We start from the raw sequence: 21,253 nt of genomic DNA, 5'->3' as shown, positions 1-21,253 counted from the left end.
CGAAAAGAGTATTAAACCGGAGCAATTATAGGTGTGGAATATAAAACTGTCTGCTTCCTGCCAGTTTATTTGACAATAGTTTGACTGAGTTAGAATTTATCAAACAATTGATTTTGTTTCATAATCGGAACAATACTATTTCTAAGTTACTCAATAGTTCTTAACTATGGCACTTCACAAGAGTGAGACTGTTGAGGTAAGTTGGAGTGAAAGACAACGGTGAGGAGACACAATGAGTAAACCATTACGAGAATTGCTCAGCCTACTACAACTCGAAAAATTAGAAGAAGGCTTGTTTCGTGGCCAAAGTGAAAACCTAGGTTTGCCTCAAGTGTATGGCGGCCAAGTGATTGGGCAAGCGCTTTCTGCTGCGCGCTACACCGTTGAAGAAACACGCGCGGTACACTCCTTCCATAGCTATTTTTTGTACCCTGGCGATCCAGAAAAGCCCATCATTTATGATGTAGAAAACCTAAGGGATGGCCGCAGCTTCAGCACCAGACGCGTTAAGGCGATTCAAAATGGACGCCCTATTTTCTACCTAACGGCGTCTTACCATGGCGATCAACCTGGGTTTGATCATCAAAAGGAAATGCCAGACATTCCTGGCCCAGAAAACTTCGCCTCTGAGAGTGAGCTTGCTAGCCATATAGCCGAATTTCTGCCAGAACGACTACGCAAAACATTTTGTGGTGAAAAGCCAATTGAAACCCGTCCTGTTACGGTCATCAACCCCCTAAAACCCAAAAAAGCAGAGCCTAAACAGTATCTTTGGATTCGTGCCAATGGTGAAATGCCAGAGAACCTGCTTATACATCAGTACCTGTTGGCCTACGCATCAGATTGGGGATTCCTCGTGACAGCAATGCACCCGCATGAAGTGTCATTAATGACGCCAAACTTCCAAGTTGCCACCATTGACCATTCAATCTGGTTCCACCGTCCGTTCAAAATGGATGAATGGCTGTTGTACGCGATAGAAAGCCCAACAGCGAGTAACACTCGTGGGTTAGTGCGTGGCGAAATCTATAACCAACAAGGTCATTTAGTGGCAACCGCAGTGCAAGAAGGTGTAATGCGCTATACCAAGTAACCACTAAACCCTAAACGACAAAAGGAGTGCTCAGCACTCCTTTTTTGTGGGTATCAAACGATAATTAATTTGGTTGATACTTCATAGTAATGACCGACCATTCGTAAAGTGATTTCGGGTAACCGTATTCGCCTTTCCCGTAAACGACATTTGGGTCAGCATAGAATCCACCTTTATCCGTTGCTAAAAATTCACGCACCCCACGACGGTAAGTAATGATTGGTGCAGCCAACTCATACTCTATGTCTTCCAAATTAGAATCATCAATCACTAAGAACCGAGTCATACGGATAGTGCTACCGCTGGTGCAATACCCTGGATCATCATAACCAATTGCATTAAAAGGCTTAAGGTCATCAGCAAACAGCTCTGATGTACATCCATCGAATCGAGCAACATGCACCCACGCTGCCTTTTCTTGTCTTCGGTCATCGCTACCAACTGGCTTAAACATAAATAGCACAACCTTACCTTTACCGTGTTTTTGCAACTCGTCATCCGTCGGTTCACGTACCGAACGCGAACCCAAGATACCAAATTCACTCTCTTCTAAATTGGCAAACTGTGGGGCACTAAGCGTGCTCACAATAACGGTTTGTTCGCTATTAAGTTGTGTGTATTTATCTGCAACACCCGACTCTGCCAAATCGACACTAACCGTGACTTTTGTTCTTGGTAACGCTTTGTAATCTCGCGATTCACTCTCAGAGATATCTAGAGCAATAGAATGGTATTGAGAGTAATTGGTTAGCGTCAACTCTGCATTCGCATTGTCTAACGTGGCAAGATCTTTGCTCACAGTATCGCCAAATGAGTAAGTTCGAGTACCGACCGTTCTACCGAAATCTAAGTCAATTTCCTTGAAAGGCGTAAACTCAACGGTTTGAAGTTTCGCGGTAAGACCGGGATGATCCGCTTTATTAATGGTGCCGTTAACCAATACGGTTTTAGTTATATAGTTACGTGCAGTTAGCGTCACTTCTAATTGGTACTCGCCTGCGTGCAAAACCTTCAAACGCCCCGTTTCAGAAGAGGCTAACTCAACCACAGGATCTTTTTGGTTAATAAGACGATAGCTGGCTTTCGCCTCTCCTCCACTCATCACTGGTGAGATAATAGTACCCGCTGAAAAGTCTACCGTTGGATAAGCAATCGATACAGGGTTTGTGCCCTGTTTGATCGTAACAGAGAAACTGCTTTCACCCGGAGTAAATTTATCGTCCCCTGCATCCGATACAACAACTCTTGTGCTGCCAGCATTGAGGATGCGCATCTCGCCCGTTTTGCTGTCTAGGGAAACCACATCCGTTGCTGCATTTTCTGCAAATCGATACGAAACTTCGCCAACCGTACCAGAGATGGTCGGTTTTTGAACATAAGGCTGGCTGGTTTTCCAAGTCTCTTCCACATCGGATTGCACATCAATCCGACTCGGCGCACTAAGAATATTAACGTACACTTTCTGATCTGGACCCGCAGTATAATTCGCGCTCTCCTGTCTGCGAACTGTTAACGTCGCTTTACCCGCTTTGTAAACATAGGCACGTCCATCCGCAGTAACCTCTATAACATCTGTAGCAGTGTTATCAACGAGTTCTACATGATCGTTACTTGTACTTAAACCAAAGTCACGACGAAGGTCAAAGCTATAGTCTTTGCTATACACCATTTCATAATCTTGTGTCACCATGGCTTGTCCCGCAGCTTTCGCTACTTTGATGACTACATTAAACTGAATTGGTTGATATAAATCCCCACCATCATCTTCAAACTTAAGACGATATTCACCAGCCGTCTCTACTTCTAACTTGCCATCGGTCATTCTTAAACCGTCCGGTAAACTACCGACTAGGCTTACGTTGCCTTTTTGTCCTGAAAATGCCAAAGGAATTGAGAGGCTAGGCTGATAAATAAGCGACATTTCAATGTCGTTCATCACTGGATGAGGCGCGCGATTAACTTCAACATTGAAGCGAGCTTTACTTGCAGGATAATTACGCATTTCATGCTCGTAGATTTCAACTTCAGCCGTACCTACACCTTTGATCAGCAGTGCTTCACTGCTCATAGACTTAGCGATAACATCTGTGCCGCTAATAATTCGCAGTGAATAGTCGCCGCGAGCATTCGTCACCTTAGGGAAAATTCGGCCACCTTCCTCATAAGTTTTCACAACATCCGCTACGCTGATTGTTTCGCGTTGACCTTGTTTTACATCCACAACAAATTGCGCCGTTTGCTGCTTATCTAAAAAGGCATCGCTGTAAGTTGCTGTCGCTTCAACGGTTAACTGCCCAACATTATGAACAAGGAGCACACCTGACTCAGGGTTGAGTAACTCGGCAACTTTGTTGTCTGGTTCGCTGCGAATGATTTTGTATGTGATGCTTTGCGTTTGAGCTTTATCTAAACGTGCAGGTTCTAACGTCAGCCCTTCTCTATATTCGTCTTCCAGCAAGGCGAATTGAAGTTGCCCGGATGCTACTCCATGAAGCTTCACCGTCGCGCGAACTTGTTTCGGCAGATAAAGCTCGTTACCTGAGTCAGTAATCAGTACCGACGCCTGACCAATTGAGCCTAATGAATATACCGAACCGTTCTGATCAACCCGAATCAAGTTATGACCACTTTCTACTTCATAACTCAATTCACCTTTTTGGCCACGAACGGTCAGCGCTTTCCCTTCAGATTCGATTGCATTGAAGTTTAGATCACTAACCGAAAGGTCTGTGTTAATACCTCGTTCCACAGTGATAGAAAATCGTGCTTCAGAGGATTCATAAGCAGAACTGCTATCCGTAGCCAGAATTGTTGCCGTTCCTGGACGCAAAATTTGTAGCATTCCAGAGTCATTAATTTTCACAACATTTAGCGGATTAGAGTCAATGACTTGATAAGACACCGAGCCATGTACATTGCTCAATTTTGCCTCTGTAACGGTTCCCACGCCCTCAAACTTCAATACCGTGTCTTCAGCTTTTAACTGTGGACGACTCTGCTTTGTTATCGTAGTTGGTGTCTTTGTATTGTTCGTTTTAGAGTCACCTCCACCACCACAACCAGCGAGTAAAGCCGCAAGAAAAAGCAAATAATATTTTCTGTTCATTTTTAGAAACACTTTGTCACAAATAAGTGCTAGCGATAATAATACGATGTTTTATTAATCACTATATCCATTTTTGAGTACTTTATTACTTAAGTATTTGCTACTGTATTACGCATAAAAATAAATGTTCAGAAGTGGTGACTAAAATACCCAAAACAACACAAAGCAAACGTTTAAATTAAACCAATTAATTAATTTAGTAAGAATGAATATTCAACAAAAATAAAACACGAAAAATAAAGAGAAAAAATTGCGTTATTTTTTCATGCATTTTGCTGTATTAGCGCTTGGTGGAGGATAAAAAACAAACAGTTAATGCGGAAATAGAAGAGAGAATAAATATCGTTTATATTTATTCCAACCCAGTAAAAAGTAACTTAGTTAGAATAACCCTGCTACCTGTTAACATTTAAAATGCTAACAGATAGAGTAACCATTAAATAAAATTCGTATAAAGCTATTTAGTTGAGAAGTGGTAACTCAGTCGTATATTTAATGGATTCCATAGCAAATGTTGAAGTCACATTAGACAGTCCCTTTACACTATTAACTAAGCGCTTATAAAACTCGTCAAAACACTTCATATCTTTGACTAGCACTTTCATCATGTAGTCATACTCGCCGGCCATACGATAAAACTCCATCACCTCAGGGAAATCACTCACTGTTGTGACAAAGTGGTGATACCAATCTTCAGAGTGATCGATGGTTTTTAGCTGAACAAAAGCGATAAAAGACAGGTCGAGTTTTTCTGCACTCAGTAACGCCACGCGCTTTTCGATGTAGCCTTCTTCTTCCAACCTTTTCAAACGCTTCCAACATGGCGTTGTTGTCAGATTAACCTGCTCTGCTAACTCATTTAATGACAAGGTGCTGTCGGTTTGTAACAACGCAAGCAGCTGCTTATCGACTCGATCCAAACTCATCCTATAAAACCCACAAAGTGTAGAAAACTTTTCTATCAAAATAGTCATTACCAGCAACTATAGCAAAGTTTTTCTCTCATATTATAGGTAAATTATTCCCATCCAATGCTTATCTATCGATTTCCAAGGAGAGACGCCATGTGTACTGACCACAACTGGATCAACAATGCAGTGCGTAAAATTGAAGCAGACTTTCAACGTTCTGCTGATACTCATTTATTTAAACTCGAACTGCCTTCTCTTGATGGTATCGATATCTACCTAAAAGATGAGAGCACGCACCCAACAGGCTCTCTGAAACACCGATTGGCACGCTCGTTGTTTCTTTATGCGATTTGTAACGGATGGATTGGTCCTGAAACCACAGTGATTGAAGCGTCCTCAGGCAGCACTGCCGTTTCAGAAGCGTATTTTGCTCGCTTGCTTGGCTTACCGTTCATTGCTGTTATGCCGAAAACCACCGCACGTAAAAAGATTGAACAAATTGAGTTTTACGGTGGTAAAGCGCATCTTGTAGAGCGCTCAGATCAGATTTATGACGAGTCTCGACGTTTGGCTCAAGAGTTAAATGGCCACTACATGGATCAGTTTACTTATGCTGAACGTGCGACTGACTGGCGCGGCAACAACAACATTGCGAACTCTATCTTTAGCCAAATGGAACTAGAAGATCACCCAATTCCTAATTGGGTAGTAATGAGCCCAGGAACTGGTGGCACGTCTGCAACCATTGGCCGTTTTATTCGTTACCAAAAATACGACACCAAACTTTGTGTCGTAGACCCTGAAAACTCGGTGTTTTACGACGCTTTCCAGTCAGGTAATCACTCATTAAAAGGTGAGACCGGCAGCAAAATTGAAGGCATTGGTCGACCACGTGTCGAGCCAAGCTTTATTGCAGGTGTCATTGATGAAATGCGCAAAATTCCAGACGCAGCCAGTGTGGCAACCGCCCATTGGGTATCTCAGCTGATTGGGCGTAAAGTCGGCGCATCGACAGGCACGAACCTTTACGGTGTGCTGCAATTGGCTTGTGAGATGAAACAACGCGGTGAAACAGGCTCTATCGTGACACTTTTATGTGACTCTGGTGAGCGTTACTTAGATACGTATTACGACTTAGCATGGGTAAAAGAGAACATCGGCGATATTCAACCTTACCTCGCGCAACTTGAAGTCATTCAAGCGAAAGGCTGTGTCGAACCTGCATGTTGCGGTCCAATTACCGCTTAATATGTAAATTCGAATGTAAAAAAACAGCCCGCTGATGTGCGGGCTGTTTTTTTGGAAATGAGTATTACTTTTTCTGACGCGCTTCAAACGCCGCCAATTGTTCTGGCGTTGCCGCTGGCTGATGATTTTGTTTCCATTCATCGTAAGTCATGCCGTAAACACGTTCGCGAGCGTCATCAATATCTAAATCCACACCGAGATTTTCCGCTTCAGCTTTGTACCATTTGCTAAAGCAGTTGCGACAGAAGCCCGCAAGAATCATGAGGTCGATGTTCTGCACGTCTTTATTCGCGTCTAAATGCGCCAATAAACGACGAAATGTCGCCGCGTCTAACTTATCTTGTTCTTCTTGAGTCAGATTTTTATATTTGAATTCAGCCACTTTCCTTTCCTTCTCTCTTATTTGATTGACGTTAGTCACCATACCGAATAGTAAGTTCTCCAGCCTAGGAAGGCTGCTTTAGCGCAACAATTCCCAGTCTAAATGACTACCTTTGCGTAAAAGCTGATATGATAAACGCCATCTATCTTATTGATTAAATTAATATTAACACAACTCATTACAACGGTCTTTTACAAAGGTTATCGTCAAGTTATGAAAAACGCCATTCTATTATTGTCTGCCTTGACCATCAGTGTGCCGACTTTTGCTGCTCAAGAACAAACTCATCAATCTTATTTTTATCTGGGTACTGGTAACGTCGGTTTTGATACACCCTATTTTGGCTCAGACAGAGACAATGAGTGGTCCACACCACATATCACTGTTGGTTGGGGCTATCATGTCAATCAATACCTTGCGTTTGAAGGTGTGCTTCGCTATTCCCAAAACGAACTTAAGAACGACACACTGAAAACAGATTTGGATTTGCACTATTACCAAGCGGGTATGTCAGCAGTATTGACCAGTGATAACCTTGGCGATACGCCACTTTCTTTGTTTGGCCGCGTGACCGCGTTAGGGACTCAGGCAGAAATGTACGTTCCAAACCAACAAAAAGTCACCGATGATTCAGGAGCACTATTCAATATCGGTGCTGGTGTCCATTGGGATATGAGCAAAGACATCTGGTTGCGCGCAGAGTACATCTATAATGTCGCAGATATGGGCTTTGAAGATTTTTACGACAGCTACGAAGGTGTGCAAGTTAGCTTAGGGAAACGCTTCTGACATTAGATAGCACCAAGTTACCAGAATTGAAATACAAACAAGCCGAGGTTTTTACCTCGGCTTGTTTTACAATCTACGGTGTGTCATCAGTTACTGAGCGGAGAACTTTTCTGTTGTCTCTTGATTCACATGGCTACTTGGTTGCCCGGCATCGAGAGAGTGTAAAATGCCATCTTGACGATCCTTTAGTGCATTCGTTAACGTCGGAAGTGCAGTGGTCGCTAACAACGCCATAACACCCGCAACTAAAACCATTTCTACCATGTAACTACCACGTACTTTTTTCAAGAGAACACCTCAAATAATAATAGGTATATGCTGCTTTCCCGGCATGATACCTAACAAGACCCGACATTCAGTCAATACGATGAGCGAGTCCTGTGCCCCTCGAAGAAGTGGCGAAATAATAAACAAAAATAATCATTAGATCTATAAGTAATCACGCTCAATATAAAAAAACACCGAACAACTTTTGTTCGGTGTTTTCAATCAAAGCTTTACGTACAGCGGCTAAGGATGAGCAATACGGCCTTTTGTATCGTGGCTGAGTGCTTTGTTCAATTCTGCTTCTACATGACCTGGCGCCTGTGTTTTCGCCGAAATCAATCGGTACATAGCCGGGATGACAAACAAGGTCACCAATGTCGCAAATCCCATCCCGAAAAAGATCACGGTACCCACGGCAATACGGCTCTCATAACCTGCCCCTGTCGATACAATCAACGGGATAGCACCAGCAAGCGTGGTAAATGCTGTCATCAAGATCGGGCGTAGACGTCGCGCAGCTGCATCAATAACCGCTTTTTCGAATTCAACACCACGGTCACGTAACTGGTTGGCAAATTCGACAATCAAAATGCCGTTTTTCGTCACCATGCCGATCAACATGATCATGCCGATCTGGCTGTAAATGTTCATGCCTTGCCCCATCACAACCAAGCCAAGGAAGCCACCAAATACGCCCATCGGCACCGTAAACATCACCACTAACGGGTTCACGAAGCTTTCAAACTGAGCCGCCAACACGAGATACGCCACAAGCAATGCCAACGCAAATACGACAGCAACACTCGCCTGGTTCTCTTTAAAGTCTTTTGACTCGCCAGAATAACTCACCGAGATGTCACCTGGTAAGTTGTCTATCGCTTGTTGATCAAGGTAATTCAGCGCGTCTCCTAATGTGTAGCCTTCTGACAGATTAGCCGTAATAGTGATGGATTTCTGTTTGTTGTAGTGAGATAGACGAATAGAAGCTGCCACTTCTTCAATTTTAGTGACCGCGTCTAACGTCACTAACTGCCCACTATTAGTTCGCAGATAAATCTGGCTTAAATCCGCTGCATTATTAAAGCTGTTTTCATCACCACGAAGATACACATCATATTCTTCGCCACGCTCAACATAAGTCGTTTCACTTTTACCACCAAGCATGATTTCTAGCGTATCAGAAATGTCTTTGACACTGACCCCTAGTTCTGCGGCACGCTGTCTGTCGACCGTAACCAATAGCTCTGGCGTTTTCTCTGAGTAATCGATCTCAGCACCTTCCATCATTGGCGATTCTTCTGCTTTGTTTTTCAACATTTCAGCCCAGACGAGAAGTTCATCGTAATCAGAGCCACCTAATACAAACTGAACAGGCTCACTCGAACCACCTTGGAAACCAGGCATAAATGGGAACACTCGAACATCAGGTATGCCAGCCAGTGCGCCACGCACTTTGTTAAGCGCTTCCTGAGCTGTTACATCTCGCTCGTTCCAGTCTTCTAGAATCATGATAACAAAGCCGGTTTGATCGCCTGCCTGCCCACCAAACGCTGGCGTTTGGATACTAAACGACTTCAGATACCCTTGCCCGAGTAATGGCATCAATCGGTCTTCAACAATGTCCATATTGGCTGACATACGATTGTATGACGTAGCATCAGCCCCGCGTACAAACGCAAACATCACGCCGCGATCTTCTTGAGGGGTCAACTGGGCTGGCACTTGGTTCATCAAGAAGTAACTGCCGCCCAAACACGCCAAAATCACCAGCGGTGCAGCCCAACGCATTTTCAATGCGCCTTTCAATAATGAGCGGTAACCACTCTCAAGTTTGCTAAATAGGCGATCGACCACTTGATTAAATCGATTTGGTTTTACATTCGCCTTCAAAATCTGACTACCCAATACAGGAGTTAATGTTAGGGCAATCAAAGACGAGAAAATCACAGACATCGCCAACAAGACAGAAAACTCAGTAAATAGCAGACCTACCATGCCATCCATAAAGGAAATCGGCAGGAATACCATCACCAGCACTAGCGTTGTCGCGATAACGGCAAAACCTACTTCCCGCGTGCCTTTATAGGCCGCAAGCAAAGGTGATTCACCACGTTCTATATGGTGGAAGATGTTTTCAACAACCACAATCGCGTCATCCACTACCAATCCGATAGACAGGATCAACGCCATCAAGGTGATTAAATTGATAGAAAAGCCAAAGTAATAAGCGGCAATGAATGAGGAAATCAGCGATACAGGAACCGTAACAGCTGGGATCAAGGTTGCACGAGCTTGACCAATGAAGATGTACAACACCAAAATAACCAAACCACCCGTAATAAATAGCGTGCTATATACCTCTTCTATCGAGCGCTCGATAAACACCGTCGCATCGTAGTCGATAGCAAGCCGCGTCCCTTCCGGCAAGAACTTCTGGATGTTATCAACTTCAGCTCGAACTAATTTTGCTACTTCTAACGGGTTCGCATCAGACTGAGGAACAACCCCCAAACTAACATTGACGACGCCATCGCTTTTAAAGGTCGAGTTTTCGTTCTCTGCACCGATAAAAACATCAGCGACATCTTTCAAATAGATAGGCGTGTTGTCGCTTGCCCTTTTAATCACGAGGTACTGAAAATCTTCCGGCGTGTTATAGCTACGCGCTGTCCGTACCGACATGACTGTCGAATCATTACGAACTTCACCACCCGGACTTTCTAAGTTTTCACTTCGCAGTGCCGATGTAATGTCCGAAGCCGTGACTGAGCGCCCCGCCATCAGCTCTGGCTTAAGCTTCACGTACATCACTTTGTACAAACCACCAGAAAGATCAATGGAGCTCACCCCAGAGATCAAGCTAAAGCGATCCATCAGTACACGTTCTGCATAATCCGTCAATTGAGTGCGGTCCATCTCTGCAGAGCTGAGGTTAATATAGAGGGAGGCCTGACCTGAACCGTTATTCTTGTAGACAATTGGATCGTCCGCTTCATCAGGTAGCGAACGTTGAGCGCGAGCCACCGCGTCGCGAACATCACTAACACCCGTATTGAGATCGTAACCTAGCTCAAAAGTGATCGTGATACGCGAACTGCTGTTTCGCGTCGTCGAACTGATCTCATCGATTCCGCTGATACCTGAAAGCTGATCTTCTAATACAGAAGTAATTTGACTCTCGATGATCGTCGCGGAAGCTCCCTCGTAACGCGTACTAATGGAAACGACCGGACTTTCAATGTCCGGCATTTCTCGCACCGCTAGTTTCGTAAAGGATACAAAACCAAATACACACAGCAGCATACTCAATACCAACGCTGCGACTGGGCGTTTTACAGAAACGTCAGAAAGTAACATTAGTTTGCTTCCTTAGCCGCTTCGTCTTGCGTGCTTTGAACACCTTGATTACCCGTTGCGTTAGCTGTTTCTGACTTTCCTGGTGCGACAATTTCCTTAACTTCAACACCATCTCGCATATTAACGATGCCCTGTACAACAATTTTGTCGCCAACTTCAACGCCTGATTCAATAACGACTTCGTTATCGACACGAGCACCGAGAATGACTTCTTGTCGAGTCGCTTTATTGTTGTCATCGATGACGTATACGTAACGCTTGGTGCCAGAGTATTCTAGTGCTTGAACCGGGATAATTGGCGCTTCAATCGCAGGGAAGGCCAATGATGCATTCATTAACATGCCCGGCTTTAAGCGGTTTTCAGGGTTCTCAAACTCAATACGCACACGCAGGTTCAGAGTTTCTGAGCTGATCCGCGTATCAATGCCTGTAACCTGACCAGTAAACGTCTGTTCACCCCATGCACTGGTTTTGGCAATGACTTCCATACCAATAGAAAGCATCGATAAATAGCGCTCCGGTACTTGTAAGTCCAGCTCCATGACGGAAAGGTCATCCAAGGTCAACAGCTCTGTACCCGCGCTAACCATTTTACCGCGACTAAAATCGATAAAACCAACAGTGCCAGAGAATGGAGCCGTAATATGAAGATCGGCCAAATTTGCTTGAGCGGCGTCCAGCCTTGCTTGTGCAATTTCAACGCTTGCTTTTTGTGCGTCGATCTCAGTTTGGGTGATAGCATTTCGCTTAACCAAACGTTGAAACTCTTTTAGCTTACGTTGTTCATCTTTAAGGTACGCCTCTGCCTCAATCAAAGCGGCTTGAGCCTTATCATCATCCAACTTGATTAACAGCTGACCTTGTTGGACATTTTGATTCGCTTTAACAGCGATTTGATTCACTTTGCCGGCGACTTCCGATGCAACAACCACAGACTCCGCCGCTTCTAATTTACCGATAAGCGATAAGGATTGATTGATCTCGTGCGTTTCTACTTGCTCAGTTACGACGGTAACTGCTGAGCCTCGCATAGCTGCGAAAGCTGATGGAGAACTCATTAATATAGAAAGCGTTAAAACAGATAACGATAACGTGGCTTTCATGCTCATGATATTGACTTCTAAACGAATAAACTTATGTCATTAAACTGCTTACATTTTATCAGTAGATACGTGGTTTAACGTCAAGTAGTGTAAATTCAAGTAAAAAGAGCGTTTCTCTTCTGTTCAAAGGACACACAAAACGCTGACTTTCTACCATCTTTGCCCAAAAAGACAGCATTCAACGTAAAAACGCAAGAAAAACGCTTTACAGCCTGAGCGAGTTTGCTATGATTCGCTCCGCACTTGGGAGATGAGTTGGGAAAACATCTTACTAAGTATAAAAATCCTCTGGAGGGGTTCCCGAGTGGCCAAAGGGAGCAGACTGTAAATCTGCCGGCACTGCCTTCGATGGTTCGAATCCGTCCCCCTCCACCATATTCTTTCTTGTGTTTTTCCTTTAAACATAAGAACAACTTGGAAGCTAGGTTGGGAAACTATCTTTTAAGTATAAAACACCCTGGAGGGGTTCCCGAGTGGCCAAAGGGAGCAGACTGTAAATCTGCCGGCACTGCCTTCGATGGTTCGAATCCGTCCCCCTCCACCATATTCTTTCTTGTGTTTTTTCCTTTAAACATAAGAACAACTTGAAAGCTAGGTTGGGAAACTATCTTTTAAGTATAAAACACCCTGGAGGGGTTCCCGAGTGGCCAAAGGGAGCAGACTGTAAATCTGCCGGCACTGCCTTCGATGGTTCGAATCCGTCCCCCTCCACCATATTCTTTCTTGTGTTTTTCCTTTAAACATAAGAACAACTTGAAAGCTAGGTTGGGAAACTATCTTTTAAGTATAAAACACCCTGGAGGGGTTCCCGAGTGGCCAAAGGGAGCAGACTGTAAATCTGCCGGCACTGCCTTCGATGGTTCGAATCCGTCCCCCTCCACCATATTCTTTCTTGTGTTTTTCCTTTAAACATAAGAACAACTTGGAAGCTAGGTTGGGAAACTATCATTCAAGTATAAAACACCCTGGAGGGGTTCCCGAGTGGCCAAAGGGAGCAGACTGTAAATCTGCCGGCACTGCCTTCGATGGTTCGAATCCGTCCCCCTCCACCATATTGAAAAAGCCAGCTCATTGAGCTGGCTTTTTTCGTTTCGGATTCTTGATAAAGTAACAAGCCCTTCCTTATTTAACCCAACTTCTTCGCGATTCTCCCTCTGTTGGATCCTACTTTAACAACTGAGCCTAAGCGAATCTCCGATGGCCAAAGTTCGGATCTGGTCGTTGTAATACAAACAATGTACTAGCACTTTGTCCTTGTTTTATCGCAATGACCATAATGTGAATGCTAAAAACATTCAGTAAAGCACTTGAGGACTAGCTAGCAAAAAAGATATTCGGCAGAGTTAAGCGCGAGCATGATGAAGGCTCCACCTGGCAGGTTTTATAAAAATATCTTTCGTAGATACAAACGACAGATACAAAAAATCCCGCAGGGGGCGCGGGATTTTTATTAGTGACTAAATTGGTTTAAAGGTGACTAGCCTTGAATACCAACAATTAACCATGGTGCATTAGGCACAGTCAGGTCACGCTCTAGGTGCCAGATATCTTCGATTTCTTCTTCAACACCTTCTACTGTGTCACGGTAACGACCGCTAAACTGTAGGCTAAGCTGTGCTTTATTTGCATCGTAATCGGCACGGACGATCTCTGCATCAACGTACATTACATCAGTATGCTGCTCACCGTCGAGCTTCGCGCGCTCTGCTTTCAGATCTTCAAACAAGCTTGGAGAAACATATTCTTCAATGGTTTCCAGTTGATTGTGATTCCACGCTCCTTGCAGGATTCGGTAGTGTTCACGAGAGCCGTTAATGAACGCTGCTTGGTCAAAGCCCGGTGGGTAGTTATGTGGTACGTCCGTTTGAGCGCCGAAACCACCAAAGCCACCATTATTTGTGTTTGGCTGTTGCTCAAAGTTTTGCATGTTTGGTTGCTCAAACTTAGATGCGTTACCACCAAATGCAGGTTGCTGGCGATGCTGGTTCATACTGCCCTGCTTCGCACCTAGCATACCGCGCATTAATTTAAAGATGACAAAGGCAATCAAACCAATAATTAAGATATCCATAAACTGGATACCTTCAAAAGCACCGCCAAAGAATGCAGCAAGTAGACCACCAGCAAGAAGTCCGCCTAGCAGACCACCCATTAAGCCTTTTTTACTTGAAGACTTCGCCGTCTGATCTTTGCCGACCGTATTGGTGTTTTGTTGCTGTTGTTTTGGTGCTGGCGCTGTTTTGTAGCTCTTACCGAAAGACTTACTGCCACCAAACTTCTTCGCTTCCGCGATAGGCGTTACAGCAACGGTAAACATCAACAGAGCAACAATAGAAAATAAACGTTTCATCGTTATCCTTAAAGTTAGCTATCTAAGATTGTGCTCTATCAGACGAAACAACGATTGTTTCAAACAGTAGCACGCCAAAGATGATTGTTACGTCATCATACTCTGTATGCCTGTTGATGAAAACAGCTTACAGAAGCTGACATGTATCAGAATATTGCCAAAGATACAGACTGCTCTCGGTTAACTTCGAGATACTTGGTTCGTTTAGAAATGCTGGGAATGAACTCGCTACTACTCGGGGATGTTTTACTTGAATTAGAATCAGTGACACAGCTCAGAATCCTGGACCTTGACGTCACTTGAGTATATTGCCTTGTTGACGGTTAATAGGTAGCTGACTATCATATTGAACGATGTTCAATAAAGCAGTTTGAGAGTATGGCGCGCAGAAACGATCACACCAGAGAAGAGTTAGTGAATTTGACGTTAACAACAGTCAAAAACTTTTTAGATGAGAATTCTTACCACGAACTCAGTCTTCGTAAAATCGCTAACATGATTGGTTACGTGCCAAGCACATTAGTCAACATTTTTGGCAACTATAACCTGTTACTTTTACACGTAGTCGCGCAAACTTTAGACGAACTCTCCCAAGAAGCACTGAAGGCGACCAATAGCAGTAAAGACGCTCATCAAGCTCTATTTGAACTGGCTTATTGCTACCACGATTTCGCTCAAAAGCACCCTTACCGTTGGCAGTTAGTGTTCGAGCACAACATGAATGGTGCAGAACTTCCAGAATGGCATGCCAAACGTATCGACGGGATGACAGGAATGCTGGAGTCACTATTGGCTCAAATCGCACCACATCGTACCGAGTCCGAAGTGATTCAAGCAAGTCGAGTGCTTTGGTCTGGCGTACACGGTATTACTTTACTCAGTGTTGATGATAAATTTTTCTCTAGTGAACCCATTGATGGTAAAGAATTAATCAGTAACCTGCTTTCTAACTACCTCACAAACTGGTAACAAAGGATTATCCATGTCGTCCGACAGACAGCCGTCCTTACTTACGCAAAGAAAGTTCCTACCCTATTTCATTACTCAGTTTTTTGGCGCTTTCAACGACAATATTTTTAAAAACGTTTTGCTGCTGTTTGTCGCCTTCGCGGGATCCAGCGCACTACCTATTTCGAGCAACTTGTTCATCAATTTAGCGGCTGGCTTGTTCATTCTACCGTTCTTTCTATTCTCCGCTTCAGCTGGCGTATTAGCCGATAAATATGAAAAATCATGGTTTATTCGCAAGGTAAAGCTGTTTGAAATCGCCGTCATGCTTTTGGGCGCCATTGGTTTTATAACCGAAAGTTATGGTGTGCTTTTGCTGCTACTGTTCTTAATGGGCACACAGTCAGCATTCTTTGGACCGGTTAAATATGCCCTTTTGCCCCAAAAATTAAAAGCAAAAGAGTTAGTGCCAGGCAACGCCCTTGTTGAAGCTGGTACCTTTATCGCCATCCTTATTGGTACCCTAGGTGCTGGAATTATCGCCTCAGCAGACAACGCAAAATACCTTGCCGCATTTTGTGTCGTACTCTTTGCATTGTTGGGATATTTGTCGAGCCGATCAATACCCTTTGCAGCCGCCAGCGCGCCTAATCTTTCTTTTCGTTGGCAACCGTACAAACAAACTAAACACACGCTATCCATCGCAAAATCAGATCGTGTTGTTTTTCAATGTATTATGGCGATAAGCTGGTTTTGGTTTTTAGGCGCCGCCTATCTAACCCAGTTCCCGAATTTCACCAAGATTTACTTAAATGGCACCGAGAGTGCGGTGTCTTTCTTACTTGCTCTGTTTTCCATTGGTATCGCGCTAGGGTCGCTACTTTGCAATTGGATCTCGAATCATCGTATCGAAGTCGGTATTGTGCCTATTGGCGCACTTGGCATTACGGTATTTGGGTACTTGATGGCAACCTCCATTCCAAGTGACCTACCTATCTTCCATGACTTTGTAGACTTCTTTAGATATGAGCCTTTTTGGCCATTATTTTTCTATCTATTGATGATTGGCGCCTCTGGCGGATTGTTTATCGTACCGCTTTACGCATTAATGCAACATAGAGCAAAGGAAACCGAGCGCGCACAAGTCATCGCAGGGCTCAACATCTTTAACTCTCTGTTTATGGTCGGCAGTGCTGTCTTAGGTATTGTGTGCCTGAGTGTCATCAAGATGACAATTCCTCAGCTGTTTGCATTGTTAGCCATTTTGAATTTCTTGGTCGCCGCCTACATTTTTTTGCAAATACCGATATTCGTTGTCCGTTTTGTGGTTTGGATGCTAACTCACACTATTTATCGAGTGAAACATAAAAACCTACATAACTTGCCAGAACAAGGCGGTGCGTTGATCGTATGTAATCACGTGAGCTATATGGACGCCTTGCTACTTAGCGCAGTATGCCCAAGGTTGATTCGTTTTGTGATGGAGGAAGATTACGCCAACCTACCTCCACTAAGACGCTTTTTACGCAGAACTGGGGTAATTCCGATTTCAGCGAGTAACAGAAACTCCATCAGGCGTGCATTTAATGATGTAGAAACCGCATTAAGCGAAGGACATATCGTCTGTATTTTCCCAGAGGGGAAATTAACCTCAGACGGTGAAATGAATGAATTCATGCGTGGCATTGATATTATTCTGCGTCGCAGCCCAGTACCTGTCATACCCGTGGCACTCAAAGGCTTATGGGGAAGCTATTTCAGCCGCGCGAAAGGCCGCGCATGTTGTGGCTTACCGACTCGATTTTGGTCAAAGCTAGAAATTGAGGCCGGACAGCCGGTTCCACCAAATGAAGCAACGGCAAAAACGATGTTCGATAAAGTGCATCAACTTAGAGGCGACTGGCGATAAAAATACATTTGAACACATGTTTAGAATAACTGAACATGTGTTCAAATCATTAAGACAAACTGACCACACTCAGTGCGATATACTCGCGCTTTCATTCACAACAGCGAATAAAAACCTTGAATAGAAACTACCTCTTGTTTGGATTGGCGTTACTCTTTTGCTTAACCCCTTTTGTCTCCTCTCCTATTGCCCTAGTTATTGGTTTTCTACTCACAAGTTTTGGTTTTGTGCCTTCAGAACTGCCCATTGCTTCTTTTACTAAAAAGCTGCTGTCCTACTCGATTATTGGTTTAGGCTTTGGCATCAACTTTGAGCAAGCACTCTCTGTTACATCGGATGGTATCGGTCTGATTATCGCCACGATTGCGGGCACACTGATCATAGGCACTATCATTGCCAGAATAATTAAGTTGGAGCGAGTAACCGCATACTTAATCTCGTCAGGTACAGCAATTTGTGGTGGTAGTGCAATTGCCGCGGTGGCACCAGCGATTAAAGCAAAAGACGAACAGATTGGATTAGCACTGGCAACGGTATTTGTCCTAAACTCCATCGCACTATTCGTGTTTCCTGTGGTTGGGCATGCTTTAGGGCTAGATCAACACACATTTGGTACATGGGCCGCGATTGCTATTCATGACACTTCTTCTGTTGTTGGGGCTGCCTCAGCCTACGGTGAAGAAGCACTAACTACAGCAACAACGTTAAAACTCGCACGAGCTTTGTGGATCATCCCTGTCGCATTGATCAGTGCCGTGATCTTTTCGAGAGACCAGAAAGAGAATGGAACGAAAAAGTTAGTTATTCCTTATTTCATTTTTTGGTACTGCGCAGCCATCGCGTTTAGCGACTTCTTCCCTCAATTTGAAATGGTCTATCACGGTATTTTCGTTGGAGCGAAACAAGCTTTGGTGGTGTGTCTGTTCCTGATTGGTTGCAGCATTTCAATTTCGAAGCTGAGGTCTGCTGGAGCTAAGCCACTGTTGTTTGGTGTAACTCTGTGGGTGTTAATTTCAACCACTTCTCTAAGTTGGTTATTGTTTAGATATTAGTGGTCTTCTCATCGTGTTGAGATGACGACGGCTCAAGTTTGCTGTTTTTGTATGTAACAACCAATGCGATAGCGATCAAAAAGGCCGTCAGCTCTGCAAGAGAGCGGGCGAGCCCTTCACTGCTTATTGCAATACCAATTTGTAGTGCTACCGCCGTAATTAATACTAGCTTTACCATCCTGAACCTAATGCCTTTTCTCTCTTCGAAGAAACATAATTATGATTCAGAGTTATAAGGATACGAAATTCCCTTTCTGACTAATACATAGCAAAATTGACTAATGCTGAATTGATGGCAATAGCCACTCCTTCACTGCCTTCCGAGAAACTTTGATCCCACTTTCTAGTAGCACTTGTGGCATTAAATGGTATTCCACTGGCCATTTAAACTTCTCTAATTTGGATTGCAAATGCAGGTCATATTCCGCTTTGCTGCGCAAATCATTGGTCTGAATCACAGCAACAGGGCGATGACCAAATTCCGCATCTTCGACTGGAACCACTATGCTCTGCACCACGCCATCAATCTGGTTCAATGCTGCCTCAATCTCTTCACAATGAATGTTCTCACCACCAGAGATAAATTGATTGTCGGCACGGCCGATGATCTTTAACTCGTCACCTTGCCACTCACCGAGATCCTTGCTATCGAACCAGCCTTTCTCATCCAGAAACGGAGTAACATGACCTTGATGAAAATACCCTGCCGCCAATGTTTTACCACCGACAAAAATGCGTTGGTCAACCAACTTTACCTTACGGTGCTTCAATACGTGTCCAGCATTACTGGTACTGTCAATTCTCTTTGCGGTAACGGTAGAGGCTGCTTCCGTCATCCCATAACCTAACCACGCCTCAATCCCTCGTCCTGTTGCTCGCAACGCCAACTCGTGAGCAACGTGGCTGCCGCCCAATAGCACATGCGTCAATGACAAGTGAGCATCATCATCCAATAGCCGTTTGAGTTGCGTTGCAACCAAAGATGCGTGTGACACGCCCTGAATATCTTCGACAAGTTTTCCTGTACCGATTTTCAATGTCGCTCCGACATATAGCCAACGATATACAATCGCCAATCCAGAGACGTGATAAAGCGGAAGCGACAATAGCCAAGAATCTTGCTGAGTGAAAATGAACTCTTGCAACAAGCCTTCTGCGGATGCAAAGTGTTGTCGATGTGTATGAACCACGGCTTTAGGCTCCCCTGTCGAGCCAGAGGTAAATACCACTGAAGCGAGCCTGTCATGGTGATAGGCATCTTCAATCACCGCATCACGCTCTTGTTGTGAAACTAAGGGCGGTGAAAGCAATGTTGCCTTGAGTTTTTGTATATCATGTTCAGAAAAGGTCGAAGCGCACTCCTGAGCAAACCAGATAAACCGAGTTTGTTCAGGTTTATAAAGGGTCGCAAGTTTACTCTGTAGCGTATCGAGTGGTTGTACCATGGTCAGCGCGGCAAGTGCGCCTAACTGCTTGGAAGCAAGATAAAACAGCAGAGTTTCGACTTGGTTTTTACCTACCAAAGTCAGCACATCTCCCCGCGTTACACCCAAGTCATTCAAATAGTGAGCGTATTGGTCAATACGTACTGAGAGTTGTTGCCAGTTTAATGTTTCTGTTGGTGTCTTGAGTGCAATAGAAAAAGGGCTCGTTTGAGCCCAATATTTCCACGGTGCCTTCGCAACATTGTCTATGCAGAATGCCACACAATCTCCTGATCTTTCAGAGGAAGAACGGGAAGTTCACACTTAGGCCAGCCTTGCTCTAACTGAGCTTTGAATAGGCCAATCGTATCCAAACCTGGAACTTCATCAGGCAGCTGCCATTGGGCAAAGCGCGCTAATTGCGTTAAGCCGAGACTGGATTCAATGCTCGAGCTAATAACCGCTTTCATCCCCAGTGACTTCGCCTTCTCTATCAGTGTAATACAAAAATCCACCGAACCAATGAGTGTGGGTTTGATGATGATCGTTTTCACACCAGTTAGATCTTCAAGACGGAAATCCTCTCGACGAACCGCATCTTGCAACGTTTCATCCCAAGCAATCGCAATACCAGTATTGATAGCAAAAGAGAGACTATCGCCAGGAGAGCGGCACGGCTCTTCCAAAAAGGTAATGCGCTGACGCAGAGACGGAGTAATGTATTTAGCAAACTGCTGCGCTTTTTCTGGTGTCCAAGCGCGGTTTGCATCAAGTCGAAGCGTTAATTGAGGGATAGATTCAAGGAAAAGGTTCACAAGCATGCCATCGCGAATTGGCTCATAAAGCCCGACTTTTACTTTCGCGACTTTCTCGCCTTCCATTTCGTTCAGCTTTGGAATGAGCTCGTCTGGGTCACCAGTACACAGCGGCGCTGTTTGATACTTACCTTGTTGGGGTAAGCCACCAGCTAACTCTAACTGTGCCATCGATAAACCAAACGCGACCGATGGATACATGTTGGCGTAATCCACATCCAATCCTGCTACCCAACGCTCCGCTTGTTCTTGTAGCTGAATACCAGCATCTTCGGTGTTCTCTAAACTAAAACCAGGAAGAGGAGCGACTTCTCCAAGCCCTATTTGGTCACGTTCAGAAAGCGCGACAACATAACCAACACGTTCTGTTAGCTTATTGTCTCGCAGGATGACACCACTATCCATGGGCAAGCTATAACGATAAATTTTCGCTTCACGCATAATTCAAGTCCTATGTAATGCCGTATATTTGAGCGTTCTGGCGAGCAATCCCACCAGC

General features: G+C 44.3%; 16 protein-coding genes and 5 tRNA genes. 11 read left to right on the top strand and 10 right to left on the bottom strand.

Annotation, left to right across the window (positions count from 1 at the left end):
• The first annotated feature begins 232 nt into the window (after positions 1 to 232).
• Positions 233 to 1,093: an acyl-CoA thioesterase II gene (gene tesB, locus ACHFJ9_RS12850; protein ID WP_005390581.1), complete on the top strand. Its 861-nt coding sequence runs from the start codon at positions 233 to 235 to the stop codon at positions 1,091 to 1,093.
• Positions 1,094 to 1,157: 64 nt separating this feature from the next.
• On the opposite strand, the gene ACHFJ9_RS12845 is transcribed toward tesB, so the two are convergent.
• Positions 1,158 to 4,199, bottom strand: coding sequence for a cadherin repeat domain-containing protein (locus tag ACHFJ9_RS12845; protein ID WP_395357028.1), 3,042 nt, complete (start codon positions 4,197 to 4,199; stop codon positions 1,158 to 1,160).
• A 461-nt stretch (positions 4,200 to 4,660) separates the two neighbouring features.
• On the bottom strand, positions 4,661 to 5,125 hold the full coding sequence (locus tag ACHFJ9_RS12840) for an Lrp/AsnC family transcriptional regulator (protein WP_005390577.1): 465 nt from the start codon (positions 5,123 to 5,125) through the stop codon (positions 4,661 to 4,663).
• A 138-nt stretch (positions 5,126 to 5,263) separates the two neighbouring features.
• Here ACHFJ9_RS12840 and ACHFJ9_RS12835 point away from each other — a divergent pair, with 138 nt between their 5' ends.
• On the top strand, positions 5,264 to 6,358 hold the full coding sequence (locus ACHFJ9_RS12835) for a PLP-dependent cysteine synthase family protein (protein WP_005390576.1): 1,095 nt from the start codon (positions 5,264 to 5,266) through the stop codon (positions 6,356 to 6,358).
• 64 nt (positions 6,359 to 6,422) lie between these two features.
• Here the strand turns inward: ACHFJ9_RS12835 and ACHFJ9_RS12830 are convergent, their stop codons facing one another.
• Positions 6,423 to 6,740 (bottom strand): DUF1244 domain-containing protein, encoded by a 318-nt coding sequence (locus ACHFJ9_RS12830; protein ID WP_005390574.1) that lies wholly within the window; start codon positions 6,738 to 6,740, stop codon positions 6,423 to 6,425.
• Positions 6,741 to 6,953: 213 nt separating this feature from the next.
• On the opposite strand from ACHFJ9_RS12830, the gene ACHFJ9_RS12825 reads away from it, so the two are divergent.
• Entirely contained in the window at positions 6,954 to 7,529 is a 576-nt protein-coding gene (locus ACHFJ9_RS12825) for a porin family protein (protein ID WP_005390572.1), read from the top strand.
• 90 nt (positions 7,530 to 7,619) lie between these two features.
• Here the strand turns inward: ACHFJ9_RS12825 and ACHFJ9_RS12820 are convergent, their stop codons facing one another.
• The 3 genes from ACHFJ9_RS12820 to ACHFJ9_RS12810 form a co-directional block, all read right to left on the bottom strand.
• Positions 7,620 to 7,817, bottom strand: coding sequence for a type II secretion system protein (locus ACHFJ9_RS12820; protein ID WP_005390570.1), 198 nt, complete (start codon positions 7,815 to 7,817; stop codon positions 7,620 to 7,622).
• A gap of 222 nt (positions 7,818 to 8,039) precedes the next feature.
• Positions 8,040 to 11,153, bottom strand: a complete 3,114-nt coding sequence (gene vmeF / locus ACHFJ9_RS12815; RefSeq protein WP_046874696.1) for a multidrug efflux RND transporter permease subunit VmeF — start codon at positions 11,151 to 11,153, stop codon at positions 8,040 to 8,042.
• On the bottom strand, positions 11,153 to 12,262 hold the full coding sequence (locus ACHFJ9_RS12810; protein ID WP_301582719.1) for an efflux RND transporter periplasmic adaptor subunit: 1,110 nt from the start codon (positions 12,260 to 12,262) through the stop codon (positions 11,153 to 11,155). The genes vmeF and ACHFJ9_RS12810 overlap by 1 nt, the downstream gene beginning before the upstream one ends.
• Positions 12,263 to 12,546: 284 nt before the next feature.
• Between ACHFJ9_RS12810 and ACHFJ9_RS12805 the strand changes: the two genes are divergently transcribed.
• The 5 genes from ACHFJ9_RS12805 to ACHFJ9_RS12785 all read left to right on the top strand — a co-directional run bounded on the left by ACHFJ9_RS12805 (position 12,547) and on the right by ACHFJ9_RS12785 (position 13,308).
• Positions 12,547 to 12,631: transfer RNA gene (locus tag ACHFJ9_RS12805), tRNA-Tyr, on the top strand.
• A gap of 84 nt (positions 12,632 to 12,715) precedes the next feature.
• Positions 12,716 to 12,800 (top strand) — tRNA-Tyr (locus ACHFJ9_RS12800).
• Positions 12,801 to 12,885: 85 nt separating this feature from the next.
• A tRNA-Tyr gene (locus ACHFJ9_RS12795) sits at positions 12,886 to 12,970 on the top strand.
• Between the two features lie 84 nt (positions 12,971 to 13,054).
• A tRNA-Tyr gene (locus tag ACHFJ9_RS12790) sits at positions 13,055 to 13,139 on the top strand.
• 84 nt (positions 13,140 to 13,223) lie between these two features.
• A tRNA-Tyr gene (locus ACHFJ9_RS12785) sits at positions 13,224 to 13,308 on the top strand.
• 425 nt (positions 13,309 to 13,733) lie between these two features.
• Here the strand turns inward: ACHFJ9_RS12785 and ACHFJ9_RS12780 are convergent.
• Positions 13,734 to 14,606, bottom strand: coding sequence for a Tim44 domain-containing protein (locus ACHFJ9_RS12780; protein WP_046874203.1), 873 nt, complete (start codon positions 14,604 to 14,606; stop codon positions 13,734 to 13,736).
• A 378-nt stretch (positions 14,607 to 14,984) separates the two neighbouring features.
• Here ACHFJ9_RS12780 and ACHFJ9_RS12775 point away from each other — a divergent pair, with 378 nt between their 5' ends.
• The 3 genes from ACHFJ9_RS12775 to ACHFJ9_RS12765 all read left to right on the top strand — a co-directional run bounded on the left by ACHFJ9_RS12775 (position 14,985) and on the right by ACHFJ9_RS12765 (position 18,515).
• Positions 14,985 to 15,575, top strand: a complete 591-nt coding sequence (locus ACHFJ9_RS12775) for a TetR/AcrR family transcriptional regulator (RefSeq protein WP_006743255.1) — start codon at positions 14,985 to 14,987, stop codon at positions 15,573 to 15,575.
• Between the two features lie 13 nt (positions 15,576 to 15,588).
• A complete protein-coding gene (locus tag ACHFJ9_RS12770; protein WP_395357023.1) occupies positions 15,589 to 17,463 on the top strand; it encodes an MFS transporter in 1,875 nt (624 codons plus the stop codon).
• Between the two features lie 116 nt (positions 17,464 to 17,579).
• Positions 17,580 to 18,515, top strand: a complete 936-nt coding sequence (locus ACHFJ9_RS12765) for a YeiH family protein (RefSeq protein WP_395357021.1) — start codon at positions 17,580 to 17,582, stop codon at positions 18,513 to 18,515.
• Here the strand turns inward: ACHFJ9_RS12765 and ACHFJ9_RS12760 are convergent.
• From ACHFJ9_RS12760 to menC, 3 genes are all read right to left on the bottom strand, one after another.
• Entirely contained in the window at positions 18,505 to 18,693 is a 189-nt protein-coding gene (locus tag ACHFJ9_RS12760; RefSeq protein ID WP_012842016.1) for a hypothetical protein, read from the bottom strand. The two genes, ACHFJ9_RS12765 and ACHFJ9_RS12760, sit on opposite strands and share 11 nt — an antisense overlap.
• Before the next feature lie 100 nt (positions 18,694 to 18,793).
• Positions 18,794 to 20,221, bottom strand: coding sequence for an o-succinylbenzoate--CoA ligase (gene menE, locus ACHFJ9_RS12755; protein ID WP_395357019.1), 1,428 nt, complete (start codon positions 20,219 to 20,221; stop codon positions 18,794 to 18,796).
• Complete coding sequence (gene menC, locus ACHFJ9_RS12750; RefSeq protein ID WP_047009472.1) at positions 20,206 to 21,195, bottom strand: o-succinylbenzoate synthase; 990 nt, start codon at positions 21,193 to 21,195, stop codon at positions 20,206 to 20,208. The genes menE and menC overlap by 16 nt, the downstream gene beginning before the upstream one ends.
• Positions 21,196 to 21,253: the final 58 nt, after the last annotated feature.

Source organism: Vibrio sp. D3 (assembly GCF_043995865.1).
In the GTDB taxonomy this organism is placed as follows: domain Bacteria; phylum Pseudomonadota; class Gammaproteobacteria; order Enterobacterales; family Vibrionaceae; genus Vibrio; species Vibrio diabolicus.
The sequence above is the reverse complement of the archived record's forward strand: the minus strand, read 5'-3'. Positions and strand labels throughout refer to the sequence as shown.

Excerpts from the sequence above, each read along its gene's own strand:
- tesB (WP_005390581.1), top strand. The coding sequence starts at position 233 with ATGAGTAAACCATTACGAGAATTGCTCAGCCTACTACAACTCGAAAAA.
- ACHFJ9_RS12845 (WP_395357028.1), bottom strand. The coding sequence starts at position 4,199 with ATGAACAGAAAATATTATTTGCTTTTTCTTGCGGCTTTACTCGCTGGT.
- ACHFJ9_RS12840 (WP_005390577.1), bottom strand. The coding sequence starts at position 5,125 with ATGAGTTTGGATCGAGTCGATAAGCAGCTGCTTGCGTTGTTACAAACC.
- ACHFJ9_RS12835 (WP_005390576.1), top strand. The coding sequence starts at position 5,264 with ATGTGTACTGACCACAACTGGATCAACAATGCAGTGCGTAAAATTGAA.
- ACHFJ9_RS12825 (WP_005390572.1), top strand. The coding sequence starts at position 6,954 with ATGAAAAACGCCATTCTATTATTGTCTGCCTTGACCATCAGTGTGCCG.
- vmeF (WP_046874696.1), bottom strand. The coding sequence starts at position 11,153 with ATGTTACTTTCTGACGTTTCTGTAAAACGCCCAGTCGCAGCGTTGGTA.
- ACHFJ9_RS12810 (WP_301582719.1), bottom strand. The coding sequence starts at position 12,262 with ATGAGCATGAAAGCCACGTTATCGTTATCTGTTTTAACGCTTTCTATA.
- ACHFJ9_RS12780 (WP_046874203.1), bottom strand. The coding sequence starts at position 14,606 with ATGAAACGTTTATTTTCTATTGTTGCTCTGTTGATGTTTACCGTTGCT.
- ACHFJ9_RS12775 (WP_006743255.1), top strand. The coding sequence starts at position 14,985 with ATGGCGCGCAGAAACGATCACACCAGAGAAGAGTTAGTGAATTTGACG.
- ACHFJ9_RS12770 (WP_395357023.1), top strand. The coding sequence starts at position 15,589 with ATGTCGTCCGACAGACAGCCGTCCTTACTTACGCAAAGAAAGTTCCTA.
- ACHFJ9_RS12760 (WP_012842016.1), bottom strand. The coding sequence starts at position 18,693 with ATGGTAAAGCTAGTATTAATTACGGCGGTAGCACTACAAATTGGTATT.
- menC (WP_047009472.1), bottom strand. The coding sequence starts at position 21,195 with ATGCGTGAAGCGAAAATTTATCGTTATAGCTTGCCCATGGATAGTGGT.